Origin of the sequence: Paenibacillus sonchi, assembly GCF_016772475.1 — a bacterium.
GTDB lineage: Bacteria > Bacillota > Bacilli > Paenibacillales > Paenibacillaceae > Paenibacillus_AQ > Paenibacillus_AQ sonchi.
The window spans coordinates 5,091,277-5,103,285 of sequence record NZ_CP068595.1 but is presented as its reverse complement, the minus strand read 5'-3'; the positions used below and the strand labels follow the sequence as shown (position 1 = coordinate 5,103,285).

Here is a 12,009-nt window from a genome sequence, read left to right as displayed (position 1 = left end):
GCAGCCATGCCATTTAATCCATCTTATATCCATTTGGCGGCACCGCCTTTCCCCTATTTTCTGGAGGGGGACCGTACCGTTTATCAGCCGGGGGATCAGCATCCCAACCGCAGCCGCATGGGGAAATTCGATCTGCTGATTGTAGAACAGGGCTGCCTGTTCATTGGCGAGGAGCATAAACAGTGGGCCGTGCCAGCCGGGCATACCCTGCTTCTTCTGCCGGACCGCTACCACTACTCAGTTAAGCCCTGCGAGGAAACGACCTCCTTCGTATGGCTGCATTTTCACACCGTAGCCGAATGGGTTGAGGCCGAGGGTGATCCCGTATATGCCAGCCGGGAAGAGCATCTTCAGAAGTATCTCACCTATCCTTATACCATCCGTGTGCCGCAGTTTGCTTCCCTGCCCGATCCTTTTGAGCGAAGCGGCCAAGCAGAGCTGCTGCTGCAGCTGGGCCAGGGAAGACGTTCCAGCGCCGTATGGCAGCAGCAGCGGATTTTTGAGGACATGCTGCGGATGCTGGATCTTGGCCAGCAGGATGCCGGAGGAAGCCCCGGGCGGAGATTGCCGAACGGACGGAAGCCTATTTGCGCAATCATTATACAGAGCCGCTGACTAATGTCAGCCTGGCGGATGCGCTGCATTTCCACTATAACTATCTGGCGCGCTGCATGAAACGGGTCTACGGGCTGACTCCTATGGAATATTTAACTGATTACCGGCTGGAGCAGGCCAAGCTGCTGCTGCTGAAGACCGAAATCCCCATCGCCGGCGTTGCCGAACGCACCGGATTTGAGAGCACAGCCTATTTCTCGCGGCGTTTCGCCAGCAAGGTTGGCATTTCCCCTCTGCGCTTCCGCAAACGCTATTCCCGCTAAACACGGCGTTGTGTCACGGAATATTCCGGTCAGGCGGGCGGTGGTGCTTCAGCAGAGCTTCCGGGGCCGGAGGCTGCTCTAATTCCGCTCCTTCCATTCTAAGGTAACCCGGAATTCATGCAGCTCCCGGTTGTAGGACAACCCCCGGATACGGACGGAATTAGGGGTATAGGCCCTGATCGGCCCTCCGGGCTCCACTATCCCCGCTCCGCTTTTTACGGCTACGGTTACATTCACTTCCGACAACGCGGCTGCCAGCAATTCCATATCGCTCACCAGCACTTTGTAGATAAAGCTCATTCGTACCACTCCTGCCCTGCCTGTAAATTTCAAGTATGCTTTTCATAAGGCATCGTTTTCGAATAAAACCGCTGTCACTAGACATGCTATATCACGTTCATCCTTTTAAAGAGAGGGGTATGTAATAAAGGGGGGGCTTAACTGAAAAACCTGGACTCGTTCATGCCTAATCCTCCTGCACAAGCAGGATTTTTTTGCGTTTTAGCTATTTTTTTCCATGCGAATGCATATTCATTAGAACAGTTGTACATGAAGACATGCCTTAGATCTGGAGATGTTGAATATGAACGCTTTTCTCAAGTATGCCGTTATCCTTCTCGCAGGCTTGCTGATCGCCACAGGCACGAACTTCTTTCTGGTTCCTTACAAAATACTTGATGGGGGAATTATCGGCATCGCTCTCATAATTAATTATATCTCCGGGGCAAAAATTGGACTGGCCATCATTATGTGCAGTGCTCCCGTCTTCCTCCTCGCCTGGCTTAAGGAGCGGGATATTTTTTACAGCAGTGTGCTGGGCCTCGTAATTTCCTCCTTTATGATTGAGCTTATTGGCCCCCTTCAATATTACTTCCTGTATTATGTAGAGCTTGGCTCGGTTTCCAGCGCGATTATTGGCGGTTTCCTGATGGGCACCGGCCTTGGGCTTATGCTGCGGTTCGAAGCGAGTACAGGCGGTACGGATCTGCTGGCCAAGTTCATTAAACGCTACATTCCGCTCAACCTGGGAGTCATCATATTTCTGACAGATGCCCTGATTATCGGAGCCGGCGACCTGCTGATCTCCAAAGAGACCTTTTTTCACTCCATCCTGACCATCCTCTCCGGTGGTGTCGCAACCGGTCTATGTACCCTTGAAAAATAAAACAAAATGATACCTATCGCAGTTTTCTGAAAAAACAGCGGGAGAACTGTATGGTTGGCAGATTATTTGTGAATCACAGGAATAAAGGTTGATCTTTTGCGGAATTGCGGCGACAATCGAAGATATAACATTCCAGGGGAGGATCGACGAAGTTGGATAGCACAAGCAGCAACAGCAATACTTCCACGCATGACATTATCGACCTGTGCCTGCTGGCCGGCAAAATCATGCTGCAAAGCGGTGCGGAGACTTACCGCGTGGAGGACACCATGAGCCGTATGGCGGCATCGCTCGGCTTTCCGGGCGCGCACAGCTACGTAACGCCAACGGTCATTATGTTCACCACCAGCCGGACGGAGCCGGTGAAGCTGTTCCGGATTGCCGAACGGACGACCGATCTGCAGAAGGTTTCGGAGGTTAACGACATCTCACGGCGGCTGAGTGAACGCCAGATCACGGCAAATGAAGCCCGCGAACGGCTGGGCGCCGTGGACGATGCCGCCCATGCTTATCCGGCCTGGCTGCAGATTGCAGCCGCTGCACTAACGGGAGCCTGCTTCACGGTCATGTTCAAAGGCAGCCTGTGGGATGCCCTGCCTGCCCTCCTGGTGTCCGGTCTCGGGTTCGCCGCAGCCACATATCTGCACCGGCTTGTACAGATCCGGTTCTTCGCAGAATTCACCGCCTCCTTTCTGATCGGGCTGCTCGCCTTTTTCTCTGTGAGGCTCGGCGTGGGCCAGGAAATGGACAAGATTATTATCGGCTCGGTGATGCCGCTTGTGCCCGGACTGCTTATTACAAATGCGGTCCGCGATTTGATGGCCGGCCATCTGGTCTCCGGCCTCTCCAAGGGAGCCGATGCCTTCCTGACGGCGTTTGCCATCGGGACAGGCATCGGGCTTGTGCTGTCACTTTTTTGATCCCCCACGTGAAAGAGGTAACCTGTTCATGATTTTGCAACTGTTAACCAGTTTTATTGCCGCTGCCACCTTCTGCATTTTGTTCAATGCGCCGGTGCGCGCCTTGGTACAATGCGGGTTTGCCGGGATGGTGGGCTGGATGCTGTACCTGCAGCTCGATGAAAAATGGGATACCGTGGTCGCCACCTTTGTAGCCACGGTGGCGGTCGGGGTGATCAGCCAGTTCTTCGCCCGCTCCTTCAAGATGCCGGTCATCATCTTCAGCGTCGGCGGCATTATCCCGCTGGTTCCGGGCGGCCTGGCGTATGACGCCATGCGCAAGTTCGTCGAGAATGACAACAATCTGGCCATCCAGTTTGCCGTCCAGGCCCTGCTGCTCAGCGGGGCGATCGCAACCGGCCTTGTGCTCAGCGAGGTACTGGGACAGATGTTCCGGCGGAAGAACGGCCGAAGCACATAAGAGCACTGTGCAAGGCACAGCTATTAGCATAAACCGGCACACGGAAACGAACAAACGGCTGCTGCTGTCCTTCAACTGGACAGCAGCAGCCGTTTTGATTTTTACAGACAAGCTTGCCGGCGGGTTTATGTGGACAAAATTATCGCCCGGCTAAACCGTCCGTCCGATAATTTTCTGGTAGCTTGCGATATCCAGCCATCTGCCGAATTTACTGCCGATTTCTTTGAACAAAGCGCTTTGCTCATATCCGTGTCTGGTGAACAGCCGGCGGCTCGGTTCATTATCTGCGCATACCGTTGCCACCAGCACATGAAAACCGAGCTCGGCCGCACGCTCCTCAATGAAGCTGAGCGCTTTCCCGCCGAGTCCCTTCCCACCGCTGCCTGGCTTAAGATAAACGCTGATTTCGCCGGAGCTGTCATAGGCCTGTTTGTTCTTGTGTCTGGCAATCAGGACATAACCCTGCATTTCACCGTTCTCCAGAATGGCGTAAGATTTGAAGCGCGGATCGCCGCTCAGCACCGACTCACGCATAGCAGCCTCATCCAGCGGCTCTGTATGAAAGGAAACCGTCGTATTCAGCACGTAATAATTATAAATATTTACTGCTTCAGCCAGATGTTCTTCCCCAATCTCCGTAAAAGACAACCCGCTTGCTGCTGTTTCTCCCATGATTAGTCCTCCCAGATCGCTGTTTCCAGTTGATCGACAAATTTCCGCAGCTTACCGGCGATTTTCAGATTAATCGCTCCGTCCTGATACATTTGCTGCACGGTATTCCGCTGTTCCTGGATGGCCTGGAGCTTCAGCTCAAGCTTCTGGTCATCGACAACTCCATCCTTAATCCAGCCTTCTCCTTCAATGAGCCGCGACTCCATCTGCTCGTACTTGTCAATGACCTTTTGCGAGGCCAGACGGTTCTCTTCGCTCATGTCGGCGCTGACGGCAGAGATGGCGGCCTGGCACATTGAGATCTTTGCGGTCCGGGCGCTTTCAGCATTCTGCGCCGCCTGTCGTCCCTCATCCCCGTTCAGCCGGCCCGAGAACAGACCCGAGAACAGACGCTGAATCTCAGTAAGCGAGAATTTGATCTGCGTGTCCAGCCGCTTGCACATCAAGGCTTCCTTGTGATCGAGCAGCTCTTCCATCTTCGACGCTACAGGAGCAGCGATGGAGCCATTCTCCAGCATCCTCCGCAGTTCCGAACGCTCCGCGGCAATTGCACTCCGCTTGGCCTGAATTCCCAGCTGCCGGAAGCGTTCCGCTTCCGGATCATCGGCTGCCCTCGGAACGCAGAGCTTGTCGATTTTGTCCGTGAATTCCAGCAGTGCCGGCTGGTTCGCGGGCTGGGGGTTCTCCGAGATCAGGCTGCGCAGCATGCTCATGCCGGCGTCAATGACCACGGATCTTGCGGTCAGCTCCGAACTGACCTGGACGCTCTCCAACACAGCCGTCTCTTGCTCACCGGCCAGCAGCGGCAGAAAGATGCTGGCAATGATCAGCGACATCAGAATAACCCCGGCTGCAAGGGCAATAATGAGATCCCGCTGCGGGAACGGCGAACCGTCTCCCAATACAAGCGGAATAGAGAAAGCCCCGGCCAGCGTTACCGCCCCGCGCACACCCGAGATTGAAGTAATCAGCTGTGACCTCAGCGATGATCTCGGTGTCTTCAGCCTGCGGCTCTCAAACAGAGAATAAGCATACACCCAGAGAAACCGCAGCACAATCAGCAGCGCCGTAATCGCCAGCACATAACCTGCCACCATGAAGTTGTTCAAAGTACTGTCGTGGTAGATCACCTCCATAACGTCGGGAACGGATACGCCAAGGATCAGAAAGACCAGGCCATTCAGGATGAGCAGCAGCACCGACCACGTGCTTGCCGATACAAGCTGCAGTTTGTATTGCGGAGACACGGCACGGTCCTTCTCAATGGCAAACATCACGCCGCCTGCTACCACGGCGAGGATACCGGACACGCCGATTTCTTCGCTGATCAAATAAATAATAAATGGCGTGAGAATCTGCAGCAGCACATGAATCGTGACATCCTCCATACCGAACCTGCGGATAAATACACTGAGCCGGATCAGCACAAATGACAGCAGTGCGCCAAGCAGCAGGCCCCCAGCCGCGATCAGCACAAAGCTGACCGTCGCCTTGGGCAGCGAAAACATTCCGGTAACTGCCGCCGCGATGGCAAACTTGAAGGCGACCAGACCGGAAGCGTCATTCATCAGCGACTCGCCTTCAAGTATGCGGTGGATACTCTTCGGCAGATGCACCTTCCCGGCCAGTGAGCTGACCGCAACGGCATCCGTAGGCGATAGAATCGCTGCGAGGGCAAAGGAAGCAGCCAGCGGTATCGACGGAATCATCCAGTGGATGGCGTACCCGGCCACAAATACTGTGGCAAAGACCAGCCCCAGCGCCAGCAGCAGAATGGGCGCCCTGAGATTCCACAGCTCGTCGCGCGGTGTGCGCCTCCCGTCATTGAACAGCAGCGGCGCAATGAACAACACAAAAAACAGCTCCGGCTCAAAGGACATATGGATGCCCGTTGGAATTACCGCAGCAATAACACCCAGTCCAATCTGGATCAGGGGAACCGGCACAAAAGGGATAAACCGGTTCACGATGTTGGAGACTGCGATCAGTCCCAGCATTAAAAGCACAGCGAGAAATGTCTCCACTCCCATCAACCTCCCCTGATATTTAAGCTACATTCAGCTTCACATTCTCTTAGTATAGTAATTGGATAACCCGATTGCCAGCACCAGCTCCAGCAGAAGCAGCGATGAGACCATAAGAATGATGGTAATACCCGCGCCCATAAACCCAAGGGCCAGCACCAGAATACTTAACGCATACACAAGCACCCGGTTAATGGTCGAGCCCACCTTTTCCCGGAGGCGGATATTCCGCTCATCCTGGACTTCGACAGCCTACCGGCGGGCGCGTTCATCGGTTTCAGGCTTTGATGCCAGCAGGCTGCTTATAAAGTTCCCCATCCCCAAACAAAATACAGCCGCCCCTAGTCCGATACATAATCCGGAAATCATTCCTTCCCCGCTTAGAACAAACCCGCCGATGTATAAGGCAACTGCACCAATCACTGCCAATCCCGCATACAGCCACAAGCCGCCCTTCCTCACACTATCCCTCCTCCTCATATTCAAAAATATCCTCGATGCTCAGTTTGAAGTATCTCGCCAGCTTAAAAGCCAGAATGATCGACGGATTATACCTCCCGTTCTCCAGGGAGCAGATCGTCTGTCTTGATACCTCCAGAGCCTCCGCGAGTTCTTCCTGCTTGATGCCCTGCTGCTTCCGGATTGCCTCAAGCTTATTCTTCATTGCTGTTCCTCCTGGTTATGTAAAGCTAGCTTTACATATAGCATATCATGCCCCATATGAAATGTAAAGTCAGCTTTACATAAAGCCGATATTGTTCACTGTTTAACCCATTGACAAAAATATTTATTTATGTTATAATTGATAATTTAAGTATTGAAAACGAAAACGGATTTGCGTATGATATGCATTAGCCTAACGGCACAAATCTATCTTTTGTAACGGAGGGATATCATGCATATCGCCAAAGGAATTGAAATGCTGGAGATTTCGGTCCCCGTCATGGGCGGAACGGACACGTTCTATCCGACCTTGATCTGGGACGAAGAAGAGGCTGTACTGATCGACACCGGCGTCCCCGGATCAGCGCAAAAGTTCAAGGAGGCTGCGGCTGCAGCCTCTGTGCCCTGGAACCTTGTTCGGACGATCCTTATCACTCACCAGGATATCGATCATATCGGAAGCCTGCCTGCTCTTCTGGAACAGAGCGAATCCAAAATCACCGTTCTCGCGCATGAAATCGAGCGGCCTTATATTGAAGGCAAGCAGATGCTGCTGAAACACACTCCTGAAGCGCTGGCCGCCGCCGAAGCCATGCTCCCCAAGAACGTATCCGAGGAATGGAAGCGGGCTTTTCTGCATGTGCTGGCCCATCCGCCCAGAGCAGGCGTGGACCGGACGCTTACAGGCGGCGAGGTCTTGCCCGTCGGCGGCGGAATCGCCGTCATTCATACTCCCGGCCACAGTCCGGGCCACCTGAGCCTGTACCATCAGGCCAGCCGCACGCTGATTGCAGCCGATGCGCTGACTGTGCGCGGAGGTGAGCTGTGCGGTCCCGATGCAGCAGCTACACCGGACATGGCTGAAGCCCTCCAGTCTCTGCATAAATTTGCTGATTTTGAAATCGATCAGGTGATTTGCTATCACGGGGGCCTGTTCCGGGGGGACGTCAACCGCCGGATCGCTGAATTGGCTCATGGAGGCAATTAGTCCCCGGACCTTGGCGGGTATTGCCTGGTAAAACATAATAAGCAGGAGCTGGACCCGTCTACGCCGGTCCAGCTCCTGCTTATTATTAATGATTCAGGCCAGCTGCAGGATATCCTGAACGATCTCCCGGTCCACATCCAGGTCAAACTTGCGGCCCCAGAAGCATTCGGTACCCTTTTGCCGGATTCGTTCGTAATCCTCCGCCCGCAATGTCCTCGGAAATTCCGGTCCGGTATCCCAATCGGTATAACGTTTGATTTCATTGACCACCTTATGCTTGAAGCCGCTGTTCAAGATAATGCTATGAAAAAAGATTTCGTCTCCGCAAAAGGAGTTTTTAAATAAACGGACATAGCCGGGATTATCGCGGATATACTCCAAAATATACTCCATGCATTCTCCGGTAACAGACATCCAGTTCGAGCCCTTATACAGAGCATCCGGCAGGTGCTTCAAGCTGCGCTTCAGCATCGGCACCGACATCACCAGATTGATGTAGCGGTTGCGGATTTCCGAGACGGCCTTGGCCCGGGAGACGAGAAACCTCGGATAGTACACAGACACTCTGTACATGCAGCCCCACATTTCCGCTTCATTCGGCAGCTGCAGATGTTTGACGAACTCTTTTCCCTGATGTTCCTTGAAGAAGTCAACGATTGTCCGGTTCGAAACCAGCGGCAGATCCTGACCGCTTATAATATGAATGTAGTCAAAATGCCCATGCTCCTTAATCAGTTCAAAACATTTGAGAATGCATTCAATCTGGCCGTAGTGGCCCCACTGCACATCCACAGGCTCCTTCACAAAATGAATGTCTTCCCGGTGTAGGATTTGCGCCTCGATCCCGCTTTTCCGGTCCACATGGAGAAAAAATTCCACATGCTCATCCGTTAGCGATTCCAGCAGCAGATTGATCTGCTCCGGATTTTTATGACAAAGGACAACATATGCCATTCTGAAATTATGCAAGACATTCATCCTTTCGCTCATTTATTCCCACATATTATAGGGGAATGAGCGAAGATGAACAAGTCTTAGCGTTATTTCAGGGCTTCACCAGCAGCTGAATGCCTATGTTCCATGGATCGGTAACGGTGACAATACCACCGGTTTCATCCACCCGGTATCCGGCGGAGCGCACCCGTTCGGCTACCAGATCACGCTCCTGAACACTAGGCAGCAGCAGGGTAAAATAATCTATGCCTGCCGCATCTGCCGGAGCCGCCGGCACCCCTTGACCCGCCCAAATATTCAGCCCCATATGGTGGTGGTATCCCCCCGCTGAGATAAACATCGCTGCATCACCGTAATGTGCCGTCTGCTCGAAGCCCAGCGTATCAACGTAGAATTTCTTGGCTTCGCCAAGATCACCCACGTGAAAATGAACATGCCCGATCACGGTGCCCGCAGGCAGTCCGGGCCAGGACAGACCTTCAGAAGCGGCCAGCAGACCATCCACATCCACCGGATCTGTGGTCATCACCACATTCCCGTTCGCTTCATGCTTCCATGTATCCCGCGGCCGGTCGCGGTACAGCTCAATTCCGTTATTATCCGGGTCTTGAATGTACAGCGCCTCACTAACCAGATGGTCGCCCTGACCGATGTGGATGCCGGAATCAATCAGATTGCGCAGCACCAGTCCCAGACTGGGACGGTCAGGCACAAGAATGGCAAAGTGATACAGACCCGCCACCGAATTGCGCCGGAGCACCCGCGCGTTCTTAATCTCCCGCAGCACCAGGAGCACATGCTGGCCATCCGCTGTCATTTCCACTTCGCGCCCGTTCTGGCGCAGCACCTTCAGTCCTACCACATTCTGATAAAAAGCGAGCGAGCGCTCCAAATCGCTTACCCGAAGCTGCACCAGTCCAATTTCCAAACTTTGCGGCAATACTGCTGCTGTTGTCATATAAACCCCTCCTGAATGAACATAAGTTATCCAATTTCCATGTCTGCGGTTAGTCTTAACAAGTTCCAATACTCCAATTCAGCAAGCTGTAACTGTTTCCGTTACACATTAACTAACTTTATATTAGTAGCATTCTATAAGTTTGTCAATTACTTTCCGGAAAAAGAAAAAGCCGGCCGGCACCGGTCAGGCTTAATCAGAACTTCCTTTGCATTTATTCCGGGCGGCTGCTGCCTGAACTCATTGGCCTTTGCCTCTGTATTCAGCAGTCCTAAGCTCTTTAATGTACGGCTCCAAATGGGGCATTTGCGAATCTACGGCCTGCTGCACAGCCCGCTCAATGTCATAAGGAACCCTTACGAACTGTATATTCAGCGGTGCCGGATCTCCGCTCCCGTAATTCCCCTCCATAATGACATACGAGGCCTGTGTCAGATCCAGCGGATTGCCGACACTCCCCGCATTGAACAAGGTTTTTCCTGCCAGATGCTGAAGATAGGCACCATGAATATCCCCGTAACCGGCCACATCTGCAGGCAGCTGGCTGCCGCACAGCTCTGAAGGCTCAAACAGCGACACACGCAGCTCCAGATCGTCCCAGGGCTGGACCCGCTCATTTACACTCCGCGGCGAAGCATGAAAGAGACGGATGTACCGGCCGCTCATCCAGAACTCAATGGAGAACGGCAGTCCGCTCAAATACGCCAGGCGTTCTTTTCCCAGCAGAGCCTGGTGCCATTTTATCACCTCAAGCTCGCTATCACCTGCAATGAACTCATCCCAGTTGCCCCTGACCACTTTCTCACAATGCTCCCGGATCAGGTCAACAGCCCGATCAGAATTGGGTCCTTTGCCCACAAGGTCTCCCAGGCAGAAGATCCGGCTGATCCTGCGCTGCTGAATATCCGCCAGAACCGTCTCCAAGGCTGTTGCATTGCCATGAATATCTGAAATAATTGCAATCGTCTCCACGTATAAACCTCCGTTGCTGTACTGGTATGTAATGTCTCTGCGATCATTTTAGCATTTTATTGCCGCTGTAGACTCTTTTTCCGGAGGTTGCGGGTGATATCTCCCTTAGTGACTTTCAGCAGCGTGTCTCTGATTCTGAACTCCGTCATGATGTACCTCTCCTATAGACAAAATTGAACGCTCCCGTGTTACAACCGTTTATCGATGATGTGCTTGTTCTCCCTATAAGCAACATCAATCCGCCCCCTTCGTGCATGCCTGGTGTCAGTCTAAAGCTTATGGAATATTATGTAAAGGAAGGGACGACCAGACCGGCTAGGCTCCTACCTGTTCTTTAAACAAAAAAGGGACCCCGCCAACGTCCGGCAGGGCCAAGGTCTATTTATAAGGGGGTCATAGGATTACTATAAGCCCTGAAGCTTAAAAGCGTATGAAAATCTAATAAAAAACTGCTGAAATTGTCGAATGCGGTTCTCTGCCCATAACAAGATCCCGCCGAGGCACGGCAGGATCTAATCAAAACCTATCCACTGGGGGGTGGAGACCTCTACTATACTCCCCGAACCTTAAAATTACATAAATTCTTCCTGAAGGTTTTCTTAAATTTCAATTTCCTGCCAGACAGCAAATACTTCACTTGTATACTATTAAGTGGAATTCCTCCCACTAAATCGCTGAATTTTGCGTAGCAGCAGTGTTTAGTGGGATTTTCTCCACCTAATCTGGTGAAAACCCGGCCGAAGCGGTCTTATGGGCCAAATTAGTGGTACTTTTTCCCACTAGCGTTGTTGCAGGAGGTTATTGGCTAGTTTATGTTGTCCTTTTTCCACTTAAGCCCCTGTCAAATCCGGCACAAGCAATAAAAAAACAAAAGACGCGGCGCATTACATCTCATTAAGACACCGGAATCTGATTCACGATCTGATCCAGTGTAACCCCTTGAAGCACATTCTCCAGCGCCTGCTGGGCCAGGGAAAAGACGGGGACTATAGCTCCGGCAATGTTTTTGCCGACAGGGCAGTTCGGGTTCGGATGCTCGTGAACGGAGAACAGCGTGTCCGCCTCCGCCGCGTTCACCGCGCGATAAATTTCCAGCAGTGTGATTTCACCCGGGCTGCGCGAAAGCTTTGTTCCTGCTACACCAGGGCGGACCTCGACCAGCCCAGCCTTATGCAGCATGCCTGTAAGCCGCCGGATCACCACCGGGTTGGTGTTGACACTGCCTGCGATCCATTCCGAGGTGCTCTTGCCTTCCTTGTTGCTGTCGATCAGCGTCAAAATATGAATAGCCACCGCAAACCGGGTGCTGATGTTCATGGAAATCTCTCCTTAGTGCGTTAGCCGATAGATGCAAC

The 12,009-nt window shown here is 52.7% G+C and carries 17 protein-coding genes; 7 read left to right on the top strand and 10 right to left on the bottom strand.

Annotated features, from left to right (window positions below; translation table 11 throughout):
• Positions 1 to 6 precede the first annotated feature (6 nt).
• Positions 7 to 615, top strand: a complete 609-nt coding sequence (locus JI735_RS22730) for a hypothetical protein (protein ID WP_233476011.1) — start codon at positions 7 to 9, stop codon at positions 613 to 615.
• Positions 588 to 878, top strand: coding sequence for a helix-turn-helix transcriptional regulator (locus JI735_RS36175; protein WP_233476010.1), 291 nt, complete (start codon positions 588 to 590; stop codon positions 876 to 878). The genes JI735_RS22730 and JI735_RS36175 overlap by 28 nt, the downstream gene beginning before the upstream one ends.
• A gap of 78 nt (positions 879 to 956) precedes the next feature.
• Here the strand turns inward: JI735_RS36175 and JI735_RS22725 are convergent, their stop codons facing one another.
• Entirely contained in the window at positions 957 to 1,178 is a 222-nt protein-coding gene (locus tag JI735_RS22725) for a hypothetical protein (protein WP_039839312.1), read from the bottom strand.
• A gap of 283 nt (positions 1,179 to 1,461) precedes the next feature.
• On the opposite strand from JI735_RS22725, the gene JI735_RS22720 reads away from it, so the two are divergent.
• From JI735_RS22720 to JI735_RS36170, 4 genes are all read left to right on the top strand, one after another.
• Positions 1,462 to 2,043, top strand: a complete 582-nt coding sequence (locus JI735_RS22720) for a YitT family protein (RefSeq protein ID WP_039839315.1) — start codon at positions 1,462 to 1,464, stop codon at positions 2,041 to 2,043.
• A 152-nt stretch (positions 2,044 to 2,195) separates the two neighbouring features.
• Positions 2,196 to 2,963: a threonine/serine exporter family protein gene (locus JI735_RS22715; RefSeq protein ID WP_039839318.1), complete on the top strand. Its 768-nt coding sequence runs from the start codon at positions 2,196 to 2,198 to the stop codon at positions 2,961 to 2,963.
• A gap of 28 nt (positions 2,964 to 2,991) precedes the next feature.
• The gene (locus JI735_RS22710; RefSeq protein WP_202676471.1) at positions 2,992 to 3,423 is read left to right on the top strand and encodes a threonine/serine exporter family protein; all 432 of its coding nucleotides are present in this window, start codon (positions 2,992 to 2,994) and stop codon (positions 3,421 to 3,423) included.
• A 7-nt stretch (positions 3,424 to 3,430) separates the two neighbouring features.
• Positions 3,431 to 3,577, top strand: coding sequence for a hypothetical protein (locus JI735_RS36170; RefSeq protein ID WP_233476009.1), 147 nt, complete (start codon positions 3,431 to 3,433; stop codon positions 3,575 to 3,577).
• On the opposite strand, the gene JI735_RS22705 is transcribed toward JI735_RS36170, so the two are convergent.
• The 5 genes from JI735_RS22705 to JI735_RS22685 are packed head-to-tail and all read right to left on the bottom strand — an operon-like array spanning position 3,574 to position 6,783.
• On the bottom strand, positions 3,574 to 4,095 hold the full coding sequence (locus JI735_RS22705) for a GNAT family N-acetyltransferase (protein ID WP_039839328.1): 522 nt from the start codon (positions 4,093 to 4,095) through the stop codon (positions 3,574 to 3,576). The genes JI735_RS36170 and JI735_RS22705 overlap by 4 nt on opposite strands.
• 2 nt (positions 4,096 to 4,097) lie before the next feature.
• The gene (locus tag JI735_RS22700) at positions 4,098 to 6,125 is read right to left on the bottom strand and encodes a Na+/H+ antiporter (RefSeq protein WP_459213565.1); all 2,028 of its coding nucleotides are present in this window, start codon (positions 6,123 to 6,125) and stop codon (positions 4,098 to 4,100) included.
• A 33-nt stretch (positions 6,126 to 6,158) separates the two neighbouring features.
• Entirely contained in the window at positions 6,159 to 6,326 is a 168-nt protein-coding gene (locus JI735_RS22695; protein WP_202676470.1) for a hypothetical protein, read from the bottom strand.
• Between the two features lie 45 nt (positions 6,327 to 6,371).
• Positions 6,372 to 6,581 (bottom strand): hypothetical protein, encoded by a 210-nt coding sequence (locus JI735_RS22690; RefSeq protein ID WP_202676469.1) that lies wholly within the window; start codon positions 6,579 to 6,581, stop codon positions 6,372 to 6,374.
• Position 6,582: 1 nt separating this feature from the next.
• Positions 6,583 to 6,783 carry a helix-turn-helix transcriptional regulator gene (locus tag JI735_RS22685; RefSeq protein ID WP_020433825.1) on the bottom strand — a complete coding sequence of 67 codons (201 nt, stop codon included), beginning with the start codon at positions 6,781 to 6,783 and terminating at the stop codon, positions 6,583 to 6,585.
• A 231-nt stretch (positions 6,784 to 7,014) separates the two neighbouring features.
• Between JI735_RS22685 and JI735_RS22680 the strand changes: the two genes are divergently transcribed.
• On the top strand, positions 7,015 to 7,770 hold the full coding sequence (locus JI735_RS22680; RefSeq protein ID WP_039839331.1) for an MBL fold metallo-hydrolase: 756 nt from the start codon (positions 7,015 to 7,017) through the stop codon (positions 7,768 to 7,770).
• Between the two features lie 93 nt (positions 7,771 to 7,863).
• Here the strand turns inward: JI735_RS22680 and JI735_RS22675 are convergent, their stop codons facing one another.
• The 4 genes from JI735_RS22675 to JI735_RS22660 all read right to left on the bottom strand — a co-directional run bounded on the left by JI735_RS22675 (position 7,864) and on the right by JI735_RS22660 (position 11,971).
• Positions 7,864 to 8,739, bottom strand: a complete 876-nt coding sequence (locus tag JI735_RS22675) for a beta-1,6-N-acetylglucosaminyltransferase (RefSeq protein ID WP_051052301.1) — start codon at positions 8,737 to 8,739, stop codon at positions 7,864 to 7,866.
• A 76-nt stretch (positions 8,740 to 8,815) separates the two neighbouring features.
• On the bottom strand, positions 8,816 to 9,682 hold the full coding sequence (locus JI735_RS22670; protein ID WP_039839336.1) for a VOC family protein: 867 nt from the start codon (positions 9,680 to 9,682) through the stop codon (positions 8,816 to 8,818).
• Positions 9,683 to 9,922: 240 nt separating this feature from the next.
• Positions 9,923 to 10,654: a metallophosphoesterase family protein gene (locus JI735_RS22665; RefSeq protein ID WP_039839338.1), complete on the bottom strand. Its 732-nt coding sequence runs from the start codon at positions 10,652 to 10,654 to the stop codon at positions 9,923 to 9,925.
• An 894-nt stretch (positions 10,655 to 11,548) separates the two neighbouring features.
• Positions 11,549 to 11,971 (bottom strand): Rrf2 family transcriptional regulator, encoded by a 423-nt coding sequence (locus JI735_RS22660; protein ID WP_039839339.1) that lies wholly within the window; start codon positions 11,969 to 11,971, stop codon positions 11,549 to 11,551.
• Positions 11,972 to 12,009: the final 38 nt, after the last annotated feature.

Excerpts from the sequence above, each read along its gene's own strand:
- JI735_RS22730 (WP_233476011.1), top strand. The coding sequence starts at position 7 with ATGCCATTTAATCCATCTTATATCCATTTGGCGGCACCGCCTTTCCCC.
- JI735_RS22725 (WP_039839312.1), bottom strand. The coding sequence starts at position 1,178 with ATGAGCTTTATCTACAAAGTGCTGGTGAGCGATATGGAATTGCTGGCA.
- JI735_RS22720 (WP_039839315.1), top strand. The coding sequence starts at position 1,462 with ATGAACGCTTTTCTCAAGTATGCCGTTATCCTTCTCGCAGGCTTGCTG.
- JI735_RS22710 (WP_202676471.1), top strand. The coding sequence starts at position 2,992 with ATGATTTTGCAACTGTTAACCAGTTTTATTGCCGCTGCCACCTTCTGC.
- JI735_RS22705 (WP_039839328.1), bottom strand. The coding sequence starts at position 4,095 with ATGGGAGAAACAGCAGCAAGCGGGTTGTCTTTTACGGAGATTGGGGAA.
- JI735_RS22700 (WP_459213565.1), bottom strand. The coding sequence starts at position 6,125 with ATGGGAGTGGAGACATTTCTCGCTGTGCTTTTAATGCTGGGACTGATC.
- JI735_RS22685 (WP_020433825.1), bottom strand. The coding sequence starts at position 6,783 with ATGAAGAATAAGCTTGAGGCAATCCGGAAGCAGCAGGGCATCAAGCAG.
- JI735_RS22680 (WP_039839331.1), top strand. The coding sequence starts at position 7,015 with ATGCATATCGCCAAAGGAATTGAAATGCTGGAGATTTCGGTCCCCGTC.
- JI735_RS22670 (WP_039839336.1), bottom strand. The coding sequence starts at position 9,682 with ATGACAACAGCAGCAGTATTGCCGCAAAGTTTGGAAATTGGACTGGTG.
- JI735_RS22660 (WP_039839339.1), bottom strand. The coding sequence starts at position 11,971 with ATGAACATCAGCACCCGGTTTGCGGTGGCTATTCATATTTTGACGCTG.